This window comes from Streptomyces sp. NPDC002994 (assembly GCF_040611155.1).
Lineage (GTDB): Bacteria > Actinomycetota > Actinomycetes > Streptomycetales > Streptomycetaceae > Streptomyces.
The window spans coordinates 222,655-239,566 of the sequence record NZ_JBEXNQ010000001.1; the positions used below are offsets into that span (position 1 = coordinate 222,655).

At 71.2% G+C, this 16,912-nt stretch carries 12 protein-coding genes; 6 read left to right on the forward strand and 6 right to left on the reverse strand.

Annotated elements, in window-relative coordinates; translation table 11 throughout:
* Position 1: 1 nt before the first annotated feature.
* Entirely contained in the window at positions 2-856 is an 855-nt protein-coding gene (locus ABZX79_RS01015; RefSeq protein ID WP_355249713.1) for a Tat pathway signal sequence domain protein, read from the reverse strand.
* A gap of 187 nt (positions 857-1,043) precedes the next feature.
* On the opposite strand from ABZX79_RS01015, the gene glgX reads away from it, so the two are divergent.
* A complete protein-coding gene (gene glgX, locus ABZX79_RS01020) occupies positions 1,044-3,161 on the forward strand; it encodes a glycogen debranching protein GlgX (RefSeq protein WP_355249714.1) in 2,118 nt (705 codons plus the stop codon).
* Here the strand turns inward: glgX and ABZX79_RS01025 are convergent.
* Positions 3,115-4,362 (reverse strand): MFS transporter, encoded by a 1,248-nt coding sequence (locus ABZX79_RS01025; protein ID WP_355249715.1) that lies wholly within the window; start codon positions 4,360-4,362, stop codon positions 3,115-3,117. The two genes, glgX and ABZX79_RS01025, sit on opposite strands and share 47 nt — an antisense overlap.
* Positions 4,363-4,443: 81 nt before the next feature.
* Here ABZX79_RS01025 and treY point away from each other — a divergent pair, with 81 nt between their 5' ends.
* Positions 4,444-6,801 carry a malto-oligosyltrehalose synthase gene (treY, locus tag ABZX79_RS01030; protein ID WP_355249716.1) on the forward strand — a complete coding sequence of 786 codons (2,358 nt, stop codon included), beginning with the start codon at positions 4,444-4,446 and terminating at the stop codon, positions 6,799-6,801.
* 181 nt (positions 6,802-6,982) lie between these two features.
* On the opposite strand, the gene ABZX79_RS01035 is transcribed toward treY, so the two are convergent.
* Positions 6,983-7,921, reverse strand: coding sequence for a LysR family transcriptional regulator (locus tag ABZX79_RS01035; protein WP_355249717.1), 939 nt, complete (start codon positions 7,919-7,921; stop codon positions 6,983-6,985).
* 87 nt (positions 7,922-8,008) lie between these two features.
* Here ABZX79_RS01035 and lpdA point away from each other — a divergent pair, with 87 nt between their 5' ends.
* Positions 8,009-9,418 carry a dihydrolipoyl dehydrogenase gene (gene lpdA, locus ABZX79_RS01040; protein ID WP_355249718.1) on the forward strand — a complete coding sequence of 470 codons (1,410 nt, stop codon included), beginning with the start codon at positions 8,009-8,011 and terminating at the stop codon, positions 9,416-9,418.
* 37 nt (positions 9,419-9,455) lie between these two features.
* Here lpdA and ABZX79_RS01045 read toward each other — a convergent pair whose 3' ends face one another.
* Positions 9,456-10,121, reverse strand: a complete 666-nt coding sequence (locus ABZX79_RS01045) for a metalloregulator ArsR/SmtB family transcription factor (RefSeq protein ID WP_355249719.1) — start codon at positions 10,119-10,121, stop codon at positions 9,456-9,458.
* Positions 10,122-10,172: 51 nt separating this feature from the next.
* On the opposite strand from ABZX79_RS01045, the gene ABZX79_RS01050 reads away from it, so the two are divergent.
* Together ABZX79_RS01050 and ABZX79_RS01055 are read left to right on the forward strand one after the other, a co-directional pair.
* Positions 10,173-11,537: an MBL fold metallo-hydrolase gene (locus ABZX79_RS01050; RefSeq protein ID WP_355249720.1), complete on the forward strand. Its 1,365-nt coding sequence runs from the start codon at positions 10,173-10,175 to the stop codon at positions 11,535-11,537.
* Positions 11,534-12,835 carry an MFS transporter gene (locus ABZX79_RS01055; RefSeq protein WP_355249721.1) on the forward strand — a complete coding sequence of 434 codons (1,302 nt, stop codon included), beginning with the start codon at positions 11,534-11,536 and terminating at the stop codon, positions 12,833-12,835. The genes ABZX79_RS01050 and ABZX79_RS01055 overlap by 4 nt, the downstream gene beginning before the upstream one ends.
* Here ABZX79_RS01055 and ABZX79_RS01060 read toward each other — a convergent pair.
* Together ABZX79_RS01060 and ABZX79_RS01065 are read right to left on the reverse strand one after the other, a co-directional pair.
* Positions 12,821-15,061: an MMPL family transporter gene (locus tag ABZX79_RS01060; RefSeq protein ID WP_355249722.1), complete on the reverse strand. Its 2,241-nt coding sequence runs from the start codon at positions 15,059-15,061 to the stop codon at positions 12,821-12,823. The genes ABZX79_RS01055 and ABZX79_RS01060 overlap by 15 nt on opposite strands.
* A 131-nt stretch (positions 15,062-15,192) precedes the next feature.
* A complete protein-coding gene (locus ABZX79_RS01065; protein ID WP_355249723.1) occupies positions 15,193-15,741 on the reverse strand; it encodes a DUF1707 and FHA domain-containing protein in 549 nt (182 codons plus the stop codon).
* A 165-nt stretch (positions 15,742-15,906) separates the two neighbouring features.
* On the opposite strand from ABZX79_RS01065, the gene ABZX79_RS01070 reads away from it, so the two are divergent.
* Positions 15,907-16,860 (forward strand): GNAT family N-acetyltransferase, encoded by a 954-nt coding sequence (locus ABZX79_RS01070; protein ID WP_355250056.1) that lies wholly within the window; start codon positions 15,907-15,909, stop codon positions 16,858-16,860.
* Positions 16,861-16,912 lie beyond the last annotated feature (52 nt).

Sequence of the window (16,912 nt, forward strand, 5' to 3'; positions counted from 1 at the left end):
GTCAGCCGATGCGGCCGACGGTCCTCGCGCTCAGGTCGACGACGAGATCGCGGGTGTCGATCCACGGTCCGTTCTTGACCTTGGACGTGACGCGGACGCACCGGTGCACCCCGCACTTCGCGAGCGCCGGCGGCACTGTCTCCTCGCGGTCCGCCCGGTAGATCCCGCCACTCACCCACAGCTGGTCCACCGAGGTGAGCGGCTTGCCCATGGCGTCCTGGTAGTCCTTCTTCAGGCCCTTACCGCGCGGGCTCGCCAGGATCAGCTCCGCGGCCTCACGGCTCTCCTGACGGGTGGGCGACGGCTGTACGCCCTTGACCGCACCGGACCGCTCGACCTTGCCGGTGGCGAGGTTGACGGTCTTCGTCACCAGTTCGTCGCTCTTGTAGTCGTAGTACGAGACCTCCGCGCGGCGCGGCGGCGCGGCGTCGTCGACCTCGGACGGCTCCATCTCGCTCAGGTTCGTGCCGAGGTGCTGCGGACCCCGGTCCCCCTCGACGTCCCTGCCGCCGGCGAACTGCGAGGGCGTCAGCGCGAGCTTCTCCACCCGCTCCAGCTCGGCGTCCGTCAGGGGGTCCCTGCCGATGCCCTGCTCGTCCACGGCCGGGGCGCCCTCGACCACCCCGGGCCCGGGCGCCTGCCCCGCCGCCGTGCTCCCACTGTCCCGGTCCCCCTGTGCGCTCTGCTCACCCTGGGCGGACCCGGCGACGGCCGCGTCCCCCGACCGGCCGACCCGCGTGTCGTCGGCTCCCGCCGGATCCGGCAGGGTCACCCCGATCATCACCGCGGTTCCGGTCACCGCTATCGCGGCCCCCGCCAGCACCTTCCCCAGGTGCCGGCGCACTGTGCTGTTCACAATGCCCCCCTACTCGTCCCGGAGCCCCCTGTCGCCCCGCGCGTCACACGCGACAGCAACTGGCATACCGAGTATGCGTGGTCACCCGGTAGGACGGCGCGAAGTCCTAGGAGGTTGCCCCACTTTCGGGGAAGATCTGTGCGAAGTGCCCCGCAGAACCCGGATCAGAAGTGGAAGAGTCGATCGCATGCAGGTCTGGCCGGGAGAGGCTTACCCACTCGGCGCCACGTACGACGGCGCCGGGACCAATTTCGCTGTCTATTCGGAGGCCGCCGACCGGATCGAGTTGTGCCTGTTGCACGACGACGGTTCGGAAACGGCGGTAGAACTGCGCGAGTCCGACGCGTTCGTACGCCATGCCTTTCTGCCCGGCATCATGCCGGGCCAGCGCTACGGCTACCGGGTCCACGGCCCGTACGCCCCCGCGCAGGGCAAGCGGTGCAACTCCGCCAAGCTGCTGCTCGACCCGTACGCGCGGGCGATCAGCGGGAAGATCGACTGGGGCGAGGCGGTGTACGGCTACCACTTCGGGAAGCCGGACTCACGCAACGACCTGGACTCGGCGCCGCACATGATGGCGTCGGTGGTGGTCAATCCGTACTTCGACTGGGGTGACGACCGCCCGCCGCGCACGGATTATCACCGCACGATCCTCTACGAGGCCCATGTGAAGGGCCTCACGATGATGCACCCGGACCTGCCCGACGAGCTCCGGGGTACGTACGCGGCGCTGGCGCATCCGTCGATCATTTCGCACCTGACGGAACTGGGCGTGACGGCGCTCGAATTGATGCCGGTGCACCAGTTCGTCAACGATCACCGGCTGGCCGACTCGAACCTGAGCAACTACTGGGGTTACAACACCATCGGTTTCTTCGCCCCGCACAACGCTTACGCGTCGTGGGGCGACCGCGGCCAGCAGGTCCTGGAGTTCAAGACCGCCGTACGGGCGCTGCACCGGGCGGGCATCGAGGTCATCCTCGACGTCGTCTACAACCACACGGCGGAGGGCAACCATCTGGGCCCCACGCTCTCCTTCCGCGGCCTGGACAACGCCTCGTACTACCGTCTCGCCGACGATCCCCGGTACTACATGGATACGACGGGGACCGGTAACTCCCTCCTCATGCGCTCGCCGCACGTACTCCAGCTGATCATGGATTCGCTGCGGTACTGGGTGACGGAGATGCACGTCGACGGCTTCCGCTTCGATCTGGCGGCGACGCTGGCCAGGCAGTTCCACGAGGTGGACCGGCTGTCGTCCTTCTTCGACCTCGTCCAGCAGGACCCGGTGGTCAGCCAGGTGAAGCTGATCGCCGAGCCGTGGGACGTGGGCGAGGGCGGCTATCAGGTGGGAAACTTCCCGCCGCTGTGGACCGAGTGGAACGGCAAGTACCGGGACACCGTGCGGGACCTGTGGCGGGGCGAGCCGAGGACGATCGCGGAGTTCGCGGGGCGGCTCACGGGCTCGTCGGACCTGTACCAGGACGACGGGCGCAGGCCGCTGGCGTCCATCAACTTCACCACCTGCCACGACGGTTTCACGCTGGCCGACCTGGTCTCGTACAACGACAAGCACAACGAGGCCAACGGTGAGGGCAACCGGGACGGCGAGAGCCACAACCGGTCCTGGAACTGCGGGGCGGAGGGCGATACGGACGATCCGGCGATCCTGGAGCTGCGCGCCCGCCAGATGCGCAACTTCATCGCGACGCTGATGCTCTCGCAGGGCGTGCCGATGCTGTCGCACGGGGACGAGTTCGCGCGGACGCAAGCCGGCAACAACAACGCGTACTGCCAGGACAACGAGCTGTCCTGGGTCCACTGGCCGGACAAGGACGACGAGGAGGGCTCGCTCCATACCTTCACGCGCGCGATGGTGTGGCTGCGGCGGGACCATCCGGTCTTCCGGCGCAGGCGCTTCTTCCACGGGCGTCCGGTGGAGGGCACGCACGACGACCTGTCGGACATCGCGTGGTTCACCCCGGACGGCAAGGAGATGGCCCAGCGGGACTGGCAGGCGGCGCACGCGAAGGCGCTGACGGTCTTCCTGAACGGTCACGCGATTTCGGAGCCGGGGCCGCGCGGCGAGCGGATCTCGGACGACTCCTTCCTGCTGATGTTCAACGCGAGCGCGAAGGACCTCGATTTCACGGTGCCGATCAACCACGGGAAGCAGTGGCAGGTCGTGGTCGACACGGCGCGGGCCGAAGGGGTGCCGCCGGGGAGCGGTCCGAAGGTGGGCGCGGGTGAGCTCGTCACGCTGATCGGACGGAGCCTGGTGGTGTTGCAGCGGCCGGCTTAGAGGCCGGCGCTTTGGGGGCGGGGCGGGTGGTCCACGCCAGTACGGTGCAGAGCGTGGCCGCCCCTACCGCGACGGCGAACGCCGCGGGCGCCCCGCTGCCCTCCGCCAGGCGGCCCGAGAGGGCGAGGGCCAGGGCCTGGCCGCCGACGATGCCGCTTGTCAGGAAGGCCATCGACTCGGCCAGTCTGTTCTCGGGAACGATCCGTTCGGTGAGGCCGAAGATGGTGATCAGGTGGGGGGCGTACGCGACTCCGAGGACCACTACGACGGCGTACAGCGCCCACAGGGACCCTACGAACAGCAGCGGGACGGACAGCACGACCAGGGCCGCCGTCGCGGCGCGCCAGCGGGCCGTCAGGGTGATCCTGGCGGGCACCGCCGCCATGGCGAGCCCGGCGGCCGCGCTCATGACGCCCATGGCCGCGTAGACGAGCCCGGCCTGCTCCGGCTGTCCGAGCCGTCCCGTGAGCGCCGTGATGCCCGCCTGGGACGCGCCGAACATGGCTCCCTGGAGGACCATCGCGGTGCGCAGGGCGTACACGGCGCCGGGCAGGCTCGTACGTACGGAGGATGCCTGCCGGGACGCGGGGCGTACGCGGGACGCCGTCGGATGCAGTGCGAACCAGGTACCGCAGACGGCCAGTAGACCCGCTGCCGCGAGGAGGGCGGCCGCCGGGTGCGCGAGGGCAGCCGCGAGGCCGACGAGGGCGGGGCCGAGGACGAAGGAGACCTCGTCGAGCGTTCCCTCGAACGACAGGACGGCTCCGACGATCCGTTCGTCGGCGCCGTTCCTGCGGGCGATCGCGACCGATCTCGTACGCGCCATCGGACCGACCTGGGGAACGCTCGCTCCCGCGAGCGCGCCGATGAGCGCGAGCGGGAGCGTTCCGACGTGGTCGAGGGCGGCGAACACGAGCGCCGCGACGGCGACCGCGTTGACGAGGGCGGCGACCAGCACGACGGTGCGCTGTCCGTGGCGGTCCGCCACCCGGCCGAGGAGCGGCCCGCCGGCCGTCTGTCCTGCCGCGAGGGCGCCGCCGACGAGTCCTGCCGTGGCGAGGCTGCCGCTGGTCTCGGCGACCAGCAGCAGGCTGCCGAGCTGGCACATCGCGGTCGGCAGCCTGCCGAGGAACGACACGACGGGCAGCACGGGCCCGGTGAGGGCGATGACCTTGCGATAGGTGTGAAGGGTTCCCGGCATCCGGTGAACGTAATACCGGGTCATCACACGTACGCATGGGCTGATGACACAGAAGCGCCCAATCCGGGTACGTACGTTCGCATGACGCCCACCGCCACCTATCGGCTGCAGCTCCGCTCCGACTTCCCCTTCTCGGCCGCCGAGGAAGCGGTGCCCTATCTGGCCGCGCTCGGGGTCTCCCATCTGCATCTGTCACCCGTGCTCGAAGCCGTGCCCGGCTCCGAGCACGGTTACGACGTCGTCGACCACGCGCGCGTGCGGGCCGAACTCGGCGGCGAGGAGGGACTGCGCGCGCTGTCCCGTACGGCCCGCGCGCACGGCCTCGGTCTGATCCTGGACATCGTGCCGAACCATATGGCCGTACCGGCGCCCGAGAGCCTGAACCGACCGCTGTGGGAGGTGCTGAGAGAGGGGCCCGGTTCGCCGTACGCCCGGTGGTTCGACATCGACTGGGAAGCGGCCGGCGGCAAGATCCTGCTGCCCGTACTGGCGCACCGGATCGGTGACGAGCTGGAGGGGCTCACGGTCGACGGCGAGACCCTGCGCTACTACGACCACGTTTTCCCGCTGCGCGAGGGCACGGCGCGGCTGCCACTGGCCGAGCTGCTGGACGCCCAGTGGTACCGGCTCACGTGGTGGCGGCTGGCGCGGACCGAGCTGAACTACCGGCGCTTCTTCACGATTTCGGAGCTGATCGGAGTCCGGGTGGAGGATCCCGAGGTCTTCGCCGCCTCGCACGCGAAGATTCTTCAGCTGATGGAGGACGGGGTGGTGGAGGGGCTGCGGATCGACCACCCGGACGGTCTGGCCGACCCGGAGGCGTACCTGCGGCGCCTCGGTGCGGCGGCCGGGGGCCGCTGGACGGTCGTGGAGAAGATCCTTACCGGCGGCGAGCGGCTGCCCGCCGAATGGCCGGTCGCGGGTACGACGGGGTACGACGCGCTGTACCGCATCGACGGTCTGTTCACCGATCCGGACGGCGTCGGGGAACTGACCGCTCATTACCGCGATTTCGCCGGCCCCTCAGGGGACCGTGGCGGTTACTGGGAAGCGACGGTACGACGATCGGCGTACAAGGTGCTCACGCACGAGCTGGCCGCCGAGACCCGTTACCTCGTCCGTACGGCGGAACGGATCTGTGCGGCTGATCCCGCGTCGCGCGACTTCGCCCCGTGGGCGCTGCGCACAGCCGTACGGGAACTGCTGGTGCGCGTTCCCGTGTACCGCCCGTACGTGACGGCGGGTGGGCCCTGTCCCGAGAGCGCCGAGGCCGCCGTGCCGGTGGAGGCGGTGCGGCAGGTGAAGGCGGCGTTCGCGGTGCCGGAGGAGGCGGCGGTCGTCGACCTGGTGCGCGATCTGGCGCTGGGGAGGCTGGGCGGGGGGCCGGACCGTGCGGCGTTCTGTGCGCGGTTCGCGCAGACGGCTTCGGCGCTGCGCGCCAAGTCGGTGGAGGACACGGCCTTCTACCGGTACACACCGCTGATCTCGGCGAACGAGGTGGGCGGCGATCCCGGGGCGCCGACTTCGGCTCCGGCGGACTTCCACGCGTTCTGCGCGCGGCTGGCACGCGACTGGCCGGCCACCGGCACCGTGCTGTCCACGCACGACACGAAGCGCAGCGCGGACGTGCGCGCGCGGATCGCGGTGCTGTCCGAGTGCCCGCAGCGCTGGGCCCGGCTCCTCGCGGGGCTGGCCTCGGTCCCCGCCCCCGACGCTCACCTCGCGTGGACGGCCTGGCAGACCGCGCTCGGCTTCGGGGAGCCCGACGGGGAGCGGCTGACGGCCGCGCTGCTGAAGTCCGTACGGGAGGCGGGGCTGCACACCAGCTGGACCGAGCAGGACGCGGTGTACGAGCAGGCGGTGGCCGACTTCGTGGCGGCGGGCCCCGCGGGGCCGCCGTTCGAGACGGTGGCGAAGTTCGCGCGGGATCTGGATCCGTACGTACGGGCCAATGTGCTCGGGGCCGCGCTACTGCATCTGACGATGCCGGGGGTCCCGGATCTCTATCAGGGCACGGAACGGGAGTTCCGCGCGCTGGTGGACCCCGACAACCGGCGTCCTGTCGACTTCACGCCGCCCGCCGCGGGCGACGAGGGCCTGTCGGCGGAGAAGTACGCCGTCACGGTGGCGGCGCTGGGGCTGCGGCGGGAGCGCCCCGACGTCTTCGACGAGTCGGGCACGTACACGCCGCTCACGGTCCTCGGCCCGGCGGCCGACCACTGCGTGGCGTTCTGCCGCTCCGGGGAGGCGGTGACGGCCGTCACGCGCTTGTCGCTGCGGCTGGCGGAGGCGGGCGGCTGGCGGGACACGGAGCTGGTGCTGCCGGAGGGGGTTTGGGGGGATGTGCCGGCGTCGGGGCGGGCGTTCTCGGGCTCGGTGCGCGTGGCCGAACTCTTCGCGACGCGCCCGGTGTCGCTCCTGGCGCGGGAGCGGGCGTAACGGCGTCTCCTGCGGAGCATTTCCCCACCCCGCCCCTTCCCGAACTGGGGCTCCGCCCCAGACCTCGCTCCTCAAACGCCGGAGGGGTTGAAGTTGCCGCAAGCGGCACCCTCCAGCCCGTCCGGCGTTTGAGGACACGCCCGCAGGGCGTCTGTGTGGTCTGGGGGCTGGGGGCTTGCCGTCACCGCGTCGCGGTGCAGTCCTCGTACGCCCGTACGGGGGGATCCGAGGGCTTCCCGTACGGCCACGCATCGCACAGCACACCCGCGAACGCCGCCGCCGCGCCCGTCAGCTCGACGCGGGAGAAGACCGTCAGGACGCGCCGCCAGGACGGGTCCACCGGCAGCACCACACAGTCCTCCCCCAACGCCCCCCGCACGACGTGCGACGGCGCGGTCGCCACCCCCACCCCCGCCGCCGCCATCCGCACCGCCGTCGAGGTGTGCTCGGTACGGACCGCCGTGCGCGGCACGAAGCCCTCCTTGGCACAGGCCCAGTCGAGGAACTGCTGCCCGTCGATCACGGCCTCCATCGCGCACCGCACCCACGTACGGTCGGCCAGCTCCGACAGGCGTACCGACGTACGACCGGCCAGAGGGTCGTCGAAGGCGACAACCAGCACGATCTCCTCCTGCCCGACCGGCACCACCGGGCCCTGCCACGAGCGCGGCGGGGCCGGCCCCACCGCCAGGTCGGCCACGCCCCGTTCCAGTTGCTCCTCCAGTGCCTCGGTCGTCGCGTACTCGTGCAGGACCAGGGCCACGCCAGGGTGTTCGCGACGCCAGCGGGCGAAGACGTCGGGCAGGATGCCGACGGCAACGGAGTGAACGGTGGCGATGTGCAGCTCGCCGCCCTCCGCCCCGGCGGCCGCCCTGGCGGCGCGCCGGGCCTGGACGGCGCTGCGCACGGAGAGTTCGGCGTGCGGCAGGAAGGCGCGGCCCATCACCGTCAGCCGTACGCCGCGCGGCATGCGTTCCAGCAGCGCCCCGCCGACGGACTTCTCCAGGGCCTTGATCTGGTGCGACAGGGCGGGCTGCGTAACGTGCAGCAGCTCGGCCGCCCGGGTGAACGATTCCTCCTCGACGACCGTGAGGAAGTACTCCATCTGCCGCAGGCTCATCCCACACCCCTCCCATAAAGGCTGTGCATCGGAGTCAGAGAAACATTGCCTTGGACTCATGGCAAGGAGCGGGCGGAGGGTGAGGCCATGACTGACATTCATGAAACCGATGTGATCGTGATCGGCGGCGGCACCGGCGGTTACAGCACCGCTCTGCGCGCGGCGTCCCTCGGCCTGGAGGTCGTCCTGGTGGAGCGCGACAAGGTGGGCGGTACGTGCCTGCACCGAGGCTGCATCCCCAGCAAGGCGATGCTGCACGCCGCCGAACTCGTCGACGGCATCGCGGAGGCGCGGGAGCGGTGGGGTGTGAAGGCGACACTGGAGTCGGTGGACTGGCCGGCGCTCGTGGCCACCAGGGACGACATCGTGTCCCGCAACCACAAGGGCGTCGAGGGACACCTCTCGCACGCGGGCGTCGAAGTCGTTCACGGGAACGCCGAACTGACCGGTCCCCGGAGCGTACGGACAGCAGACGGCGGCATCTTCAGCGCGCGCCGTGGCATCGTCCTGGCGACCGGATCCAGGCCTCGTACGCTGCCGGGCCTCGACCCGGACGGCAGCCGCGTCGTCACCAGTGACGACGCGCTGTTCTCTCCCGGACTGCCGCAGTCCGTCCTGGTGCTCGGCGGTGGCGCGATCGGCGTGGAGTACGCCTCGTTCCACCGTTCCATGGGCGCCGAGGTCACCCTGGTCGAGGCCGCGGACCGGCTCGTACCGCTCGAGGACACGGACGTCTCCCGCCACTTGACGCGCGGCCTGAAGAAGCGCGGCATCGACGTGCAGGTGGGCGCGCGGTTGCTGGACGCGACCGTGCTCCACAGCGGCGTACGGGCGAACGTCCGCACCTCGCGCGGCGAGACGCGCACGGTCGAGGCCGCGCGGCTGCTGGTCGCCGTGGGCCGCGCCCCGGTGACCGACGGGCTCGGCCTGGCGGCGGCCGGACTGACCACCGACGAGCGCGGTTTCGTCGCGCCCGCCGACTGGTCCCGGCTGGAGACGGCCGTACCGGGCATTCATGTGGTCGGTGACCTCCTGCCGCCGCCTTCGCTCGGCCTGGCCCACGCATCGTTCGCGGAGGGCCTGCTGGTGGCCGAGACGCTGGCGGGTCTTGCCTCACCGCCCGTGGATTACGCGGCGGTTCCCCGGGTCACGTACTCCTCGCCGCAGACCGCGTCGGTCGGCCTGAGCGAGGCCGAGGCACGGGGCCGCGATCACGACGTCGTCGTCAACACCATGCCCTTGACGGCTGTGGCCAAGGGCATGGTGCACGGTCAGGGCGGCGTGGTGAAGGTCGTCGCCGCGCGCGGCGGTCAGGTTCTCGGCGTGCATCTCGTGGGTCCGAACGTCTCCGAGATGATCGCCGAGAGCCAGCTGATCGTCGGCTGGGACGCCGAGCCCTCCGACGTCGCCCGCCACATCCACGCCCACCCCACGCTCTCCGAGGCGGTCGGCGAAACCTTCCTCACCCTCGCCGGACGGGGCCTGCACCAGCGGTGACGTCCGCTCGCGGCGATTCGCGACGGACGGACGGTGGTTACGCGGCGCCCGCCTCGACGGGAAGTGCGGCCAGGCGCCACTCCAGCATCCCGTCGGTGAGCCTCACGGCCTTGCGGCCATGCTGGTGCAGCAGGCGTACGGCGTCGTGGGCGAGGACGCAGTAGGCGCCGCGGCAGTACGCGACCACCTCCACGCCGTCCGGCAGCTCGGCGATCCGTTGGGCGAGTTCGCCGACCGGGATGGAGATCGCGCCGGGGATGTGGCCGGCGGCGTACTCCTCGGCCGGGCGGACGTCGAGGACGACGACCTCGCCCGCCCGGGCACGGGCCTGCAGCTCGTCGCGGTCGACCTCTTCCGCCGCGTCCGTGCCGAGGTAGGCGGTGCGAGCCGGCTCGACGGCGGCCTGGTGGGTTCGGGCGACCTCGCGCAGCAGCGCGTACAGGCCGGCGACGTCGTCACCGGCCAGCCGGTAGTGGATCCGCACGCCGGCGCGGCGGGTGGCCACGAGTCCGGCCTGCTTGAGGATCTGCAGATGCGCCGAGGCGGTGGTCAGGTTCAGTCCTGCCGCCTTGGCGAGCGCGTCGACGGTGCGTTCGCCCTGCGCCAGCAGGTCCAGCAGCTCCAGCCGCTTTCCACTGCTCAGCGCCTTACCGGTGCGGGCGAAAGCGTCGTACAGCGCCGACTTGCGAGCGGCGTCTCCCATGGCATCCTCCATAGATCCATGGAATATTGTATCTGACACCTGGAGGACCTCATGGGCTTCGCCGACGATCACTTGACACCGCTGATCGACAAGGGGCTGGGCAACAGCGCCTACCTCGTCGACCTCGGAGACGGACGCGCCCTGGCAGTGGACGCGAGCCGGGACCTGCGCGCCCTGCGGGCGGCTGCCGACCGCCGGGGACTGACGGTCGCGTTCGCTGCGGACACCCACCTGCACGCCGACTTCCTGTCCGGTGCGCTCCAGCTGGCCGCCGACGACGGGGCGGCCGTACTCGCCTCCGCCGCCGGGAACCGGGCCTTCCCGCACACCGCGCTCGCCGACGGCGACACGACGGACCTCGGCGGGCTGACCCTGCGCGCGCTCGCCACCCCCGGGCACACCGACGAGCACCTGTCGTTCCTGCTCCTGGACGGCTCACGCGAGCTGGGCGTGTTCACCGGTGGCTCGCTGATCGTCGGCTCGGCCGCCCGCACCGACCTGCTCGGCGCCGACCGCGCCCAGGAACTGGCGCGCGCGCAGTACCGCTCGCTGCGGCGCCTGGCCGAACTGCCGGACGCGACCGCGGTGTGGCCGACGCACGGCGCCGGGTCCTTCTGTTCCGCGCCGCCCGGCTCCGAACGTACGACCACCATCGCCGCGCAGAAGCAGACGAACCCGCTGCTCGCCGCCCCGGACGAGGACACCTTCGTACGGCAGTTGCTGGACAGCCTCGGGTCCTACCCCGCGTACTTCGACCGGCTGAGCGAGGCGAACCGGCGCGGGCCCGCCGTCCTCGGCTCCGCCCCGGCTCTCGCCGCCCTTCCGGTGGACCGGGTACGTACTCTGCTCGGCCAGGGCGCGCAGCTCGTCGACGTACGACCGGTGGCGGACTTCGCCGCCGGCCACATCCCCGGCGCGATCTCCATCCCGCTGCGGGACCAGTTCGCCACCTGGCTGGGCTGGCTGCTGCCCGACACCACCCCGATCGTCTTCGTCACCGGACCGCGACAGGACCTCGCCGAAATCACCTGGCAGGTTCTGAAGATCGGCTACGAGCGGCCGGCCGGACATCTCGACGGCGGGATGGACGCCTGGTCGGCGGCCGGCGGACAGGTCCAGAGCATCGAGCTGCTCAGCGCCGACCGCATCGACGAGCGCCCGGTCCTCGACGTCCGGCAGCAGGCCGAACACTCCGCCGGACACATCGCGCACGCCGTTCACATCGAACTCGGCGATCTCACGGCCCGCTGCGGTGACGCCCCGGCCGGCGCCGTCGTCGCCTGCGGACACGGCGAGCGCGCCATGACCGCCGCCAGCCTCCTGCAACGCGCCGGCCACCAGGGGCTCGCCGTCCTCGACGGCGGACCGGGAGACTGGTCCAGGGCCACCGGCCGCCCCCTGCGCGAGGGCGCGTGAGCGCCGCCCCCAGCGCCCCGGAGTCCGGCGTACGCCTCGGCCTGCGCGCCAACCTCGCCCAGTTCAGCCTGCTCGTCGCCGTCAACGCCCTGGTCGGTGGCATGCTCGGCCAGGAACGCACCGTCCTGCCGCTGCTCGCCGACGACGTCTTCCACCTGTCCGCCTACACCGCCGCCCTCACCTACATCGTGGCGTTCGGCGCGACGAAGGCTGTCACGAACTTCTTCGCCGGCACCTGGTCGGACCGCTTCGGCCGCAAGCCGGTTCTGATCGCCGGATGGCTGATCGCCCTCCCGGTGCCCGCGATGCTCGCCTGGGGCCCGTCCTGGGGCTGGATCATCGCCGCCAACATCCTGCTCGGCATCAACCAGGGCCTGACCTGGTCCACCACCGTCATCATGAAAATCGACCTGGCCGGCCCCGAACGGCGCGGCCTGGCCATGGGCTTCAACGAGGCCGCCGGATACGTCGCCGTAGCCGCGACCGCCATGGCCACCGGCGCCATCGCCGAGCACGCCGGCCTTCGCCCCGAGCCCTTCCTGCTGGGGGCCGCGTACGTCGTGCTGGCTCTGGGCCTGTCGACGTTCGCCGTACGGGAGACCCGCGGCCACGCCCGCTTCGAAGCCGCCCGCCACACCAGCCCGGCGGGCAGCGCGCACGACGGGGAACTGACCACCGGCCGGATCGCGCGCCTGACCAGCCTTCACGACAAGGCCCTGTCCGCCGCGAGCCAGGCCGGCCTGGTCAACAACCTCAACGACGCCCTCGCCTGGGGAATCTTTCCCCTGCTGTTCGCCGCCCACGGCCTGTCCATCGCCCAGATCGGCATTCTCGCCGCCCTCTACCCCGCCGTCTGGGGCGCCGGCCAAATGCTGACGGGCTGGTGGTCCGACCACATCGGCCGCAAACACCTCATCACCGCGGGCATGCTGCTCCAGGCCGCCGCCATCGCCCTGGTGGCCGCCGGCACCACCTTCGGCGTCTGGGCCGCGGCCCAGGTCCTGCTGGGCATCGGTACCGCCCTGGTGTACCCGACCCTGCTCGCCGTCATCGGCGACGTCGCCCACCCCGCCTGGCGCGCCCGCGCCGTCGGCGTCTACCGCCTGTGGCGCGACGGCGGTTTCGCCGTCGGCGCCCTCCTCGCGGGCGTCCTCGCCGACCTCTACGGCCTGACCACCGCCGTCTACACGGTCGCCGCGCTCACCGCCGCCTCGGGCCTTCTCGTCGCCGTACGCATGTATGAAACACACCCAGCTGAAACACACCCCGCCCGGACAAAGGCTTCACCGCCGGGCTGAAGCCCGGCGCGGAGCGACCCCGGTAGCGGGGCGGGACAGCTCGTCGGGGCCGGAAGCGGCCTTCCGTGGGCGGCCCCAGCAGCGGTCGCCCAGCAGGGCCATCGCCGACGGCAGGATCAGTGCCCGGAGCACGACCGCGTCGAACAGGACCGCCACCGTGAGTCCCACGGCGATCTGCTTCATCTCGATGCGGTCGATGAAGAGGAAGGCGACGAACACCGACACCATGATGACCGCGGCGCTGGTGACGACACTCGCGGATCCCGTGATCCCGTCCACCACGGCCTCGCGGGTCGGTACACCGCGCCGCACCGCCTCCTTGATCCGGCTGACCACGAAGATCTGGTAGTCGGTGGAGAGGCCCACCAGGATGGCGAAGACCAGCAGTGGCGTACGCGATCCGACGAATCCGGTGGATTCGAAGCCGAGCAGCCCCTCGGCCCAGGTGCCCTGGAAGACCAGCGTCAGTACACCCCAGGAGACCATCACCGCCGCCAGGTTGAGCAGCACACTGAGCACGGCCATCACAACGGAGCGGAACGCCGCGTACATGAGGGCGAGTGTCGCCAGCGACACGAAGAGGATCACCCAGGGCAGCCGCTTCTCCTGGTGCGCGGCGTAGTCCGCGCCGTAGGCGATCTCGCCGCTGACGGCGGCCTCGGTGCCCGCCACCTTGCCGACGGTCTCCGGTACGAGCTCACCGCGCAGCAGCGCCAGGGAACGGTCCGCCGCCGCGGAGTTCTCGGCGTACGGGACGGGCAGTGTCAGCATCGACGAGCGCCCGTCCTGCGAGGTGCGCAGTTGCGGTGCGGTGCCGGTCCGGGCGAAGAGCTCGTTGCCCCTGGTCCGGTCGCCGAGCCGGCGCAGGGCCGCCTTCGCCTCGTCCGCGTGGGCGGCGTCGGACCGTACGAGGACAAGGTGCGCGGTCCCGTCGGCCGGGTACGCCGCCGTCAGCCGGTCGTACGTCGCCATGGCGGCCACGCTGTCGGGGAACGTGTCCTTCCCCTCGGTGCCGAGCTTCATGTTGAGGGTCGGCAGGGCGAGAACCGCCGTCGCGGCGAGTCCGACGAGCAGTGTCGCGAGCGGCCTGCGCATGACCGGCCGCAGGAGCGCGGACCACAAGCGGCTCTGGCGCGGGGCACCGGCCGGACGGCGGGCCGCGCGGCGCTTGCCCCTTCGGCCGTCCGTCCGGTGTCCCAGCTTGGCGAGCAGCGCGGGCAGTACGGTCAGCGAGCCGGCCACCGCGACAAGGGTGACCAGGATCGCCCCGGAGGCGATCGACGAGAAGATCACGTCGTCCATCAAGTACAGGCCGCCGAGCGCGAGGGCGACCGCCAGACCCGAGTCGACGATCGCGCGCCCCGAGGTGGCCGCGGCCAGTTCGACGGCGGCGGCGTGACTGATCGTGCCGCCTGTGCGCTCGCGCTCCTCCCTGGCGCGCTTCAGGTAGAAGAGCGAGTAGTCGACGCCGACCGCCATTCCCAGCATGAAGATGACGCTCAGCGCCGCCCCGCCCGCGTCGGGGGTGATCCAGGACGCGAGGCTGTAGAGGCCCACCGCTCCGCCGAAGGCGAAGAGCGCGAGCAGCACGGGGATGCCGGCCGCCAGGACGGAGCCGAAGACGACGAGCAGGATGATGAAGGTGACCGGCAGGCTGATCGCCTCGGTGCGCTGAAGGTCCTTGCCCTGCTGGTCGTTGACCCCGTTGGAGATCGACGCGTTGCCGGTCTGTTCGATCCGCAGGTCCCCGTACTCGCTCTGTACGGCCTCGGTCTGTTTCAGCAGCGCGTCGACGTCCTCCTTGGCGCTCTCCTTGTCCCCGCGCAGGGTGACGGCGACCATCAGCGCGGAGCCGTCGGCGGCGGCCTTCGGCGCGGCGACCGAGACGACGGCGGGCAGGTTCTCCATCCGCCGCCGCACGTCGTGCGCGGCGTCCGCGGCGGCAGCGGAAGCACCGGCTTCGGGCTTGCCCCCCTTTCCGGGGTCCGCCATGATCAGCACCCGCTCGATCGGCGCGGGTGTGAGCCCGCCGTCGGCGGCGATGGACTCGGCCCGGCCCGCCTCACCGATCCAGAAGTCGGAAAACTGACCCTTGTTCGTGCCGACCGCACTGCCCGCCCCGACACATACGACGAGGAATATCAGCCACCCGACGATGGCTCGCCATGGATGCGTGGCACACCATCGCGCGATGCGGACCGTGATCGGCTGACTGCTGCCGGCCATTGTGGTTCCCTCCCCAGGACGCTTCTGCTTCTTGATCAGCGTCCCGGTCCGGGTCCCTTCCGGTCACTGGTACCAGCGGCCGGACCATTCCTGCGGTTAACCCCACCTCTGCCCTGCGGAAGGCCTCAAGTTCAGCGCGCGGAGAGCCGGAAGCTCATCCGTCCGAAGCTCACCTGGTCTCCGTCCCGCACCAGGACGGCTCCCGTGACGCGGCGCCCGTTGACGGACGTGCCGTTGGTCGAACCGAGGTCGCGCAGGATCCACCTGCCGCCCTGGACGGACAGTTCGGCGTGCACGCGCGAGACCGTGTCGTGGCTGAGCCGCAGTCCGTTCGCGGGATCGCGCCCGATCCTCAGCGGGTACGGCCCCGGTTCGGGGAACAGCAGCTTCGGCAGCCGCTCCGACTGCCACGCCCTGCGCAGCCGCACCGTGAACGCCGACGCCCGTTCCACCGCGCTGAACAGTCCGCGCGCCCAGCGGCTCTCGGTCTCCAGATCGGAGGTGAGTACGGCCAGTTCGTCGGACCGGCGGGCGACCAGGGCGAGTTCCATCCGGCGCATGAAGGTGTCGTGCGACAACTTCCCCTGGGCCGCGCCTTCTCTGAGCACCCCGAGGACACGGTCGCGCTCGGCGTCGGACAGCCGAGCGGGATACGTGGGGAACTCGAAGGAGGACGTCACAGAGCTGATTGTCGGGCCGAGCGGGCTCAGGTGTCCAGAAGAAGAAGTCATCCCGTACGACCTGACCTGCGACTTGATCTGCGCAGACGAATTCCGTACCCGGATCCGGATCATGATTGTTACCGTCTGCGGACGCACACGTCACAGGGGGACGGCTTGACCGCCATACCGCAGGAGCAGGAACTGACCGTACGACCGCTCGCGGGACCGGAGGAGCTCGACCTCTTCTGCCGGCTCGCGTACGTCCTCGACCACGAACTGGAGGACGACCTCACCACCGGCCGCCGCCGTCCCGAGTGGATGTGGGTGGCGCTGCGCGGTGACCGGGTACTGGCCCGCCTCTCCTGGTGGACCTCCAGGGCCGGTGACCCGCCTGGCGCTCTCGACTTCTTCGATCTGGACGACACGCTGGCGGAGCCCGAGCGCGGCGAGATCGGCCTGCGCCTTCTGGAGACGGCGTCGGCCGCCGTTCTCCCGGCCGGCGGGCCGCGTCCCGAGTACGGCCGTTTCATTCCGGCCGACTGGCACGACGACGCGGTGGCCCGTGACGTGGTCGAGGCCCGGATGAAGGTCCTGGAGAAGACCGGGGCGCGGCTGCTCGTCGAGCGCCTGCGGCTCGAATGGCGCCCCGGCACCCCGCTCCCCGAGCCCGCCGGCCGGCTGACGTTCCGTCCGGCGGACGACCGGGAGGAGCTCGTCGCGCTGATGACGCTGGTCCTGGAGGGCACGCTCGACGCGCACAGCCAGAGCGAGCTCGCGGCGGGGCTGAGCGCGCGCGAGGCCGCCGATCTGCAGTACGAGGAGGAGTTCGCCGCCTACACGTCACCGCGCGAGTGGTGGCGGATCGCCGAACTCCCGGGCGGCGGCGGTCCGGTCGGCTTCGTCGTACCGGCGCGCAACAACTACCACCACACCATCGCCTACATCGGTGTCGTGCCCGCCCACCGCGGCCACGGCTACATCGACGACATCCTCGCCGAGGGCACGCGTGTCCTCGCCGCCCAGGACGTGCCCCGCATCCGCGCGGCGACGGACCTCGCCAATGTTCCGATGGCCAAGGCCTTCGAGCGCGCCGGGTACGTCAATTTCGAGCGCGCGATCAATATGACCTGGAGCTGACGATTTACCGGCGGATCATGCCCGGCTGACGCACCATGGGTGGCGGCATCGT

Excerpts from the sequence above, each read along its gene's own strand:
- ABZX79_RS01035 (WP_355249717.1), bottom strand. The coding sequence starts at position 7,921 with ATGAGCCTGCGGCAGATGGAGTACTTCCTCACGGTCGTCGAGGAGGAA.
- lpdA (WP_355249718.1), top strand. The coding sequence starts at position 8,009 with ATGACTGACATTCATGAAACCGATGTGATCGTGATCGGCGGCGGCACC.
- glgX (WP_355249714.1), top strand. The coding sequence starts at position 1,044 with ATGCAGGTCTGGCCGGGAGAGGCTTACCCACTCGGCGCCACGTACGAC.
- treY (WP_355249716.1), top strand. The coding sequence starts at position 4,444 with ATGACGCCCACCGCCACCTATCGGCTGCAGCTCCGCTCCGACTTCCCC.
- ABZX79_RS01025 (WP_355249715.1), bottom strand. The coding sequence starts at position 4,362 with ATGCCGGGAACCCTTCACACCTATCGCAAGGTCATCGCCCTCACCGGG.
- ABZX79_RS01060 (WP_355249722.1), bottom strand. The coding sequence starts at position 15,061 with ATGGCCGGCAGCAGTCAGCCGATCACGGTCCGCATCGCGCGATGGTGT.
- ABZX79_RS01045 (WP_355249719.1), bottom strand. The coding sequence starts at position 10,121 with ATGGGAGACGCCGCTCGCAAGTCGGCGCTGTACGACGCTTTCGCCCGC.
- ABZX79_RS01050 (WP_355249720.1), top strand. The coding sequence starts at position 10,173 with ATGGGCTTCGCCGACGATCACTTGACACCGCTGATCGACAAGGGGCTG.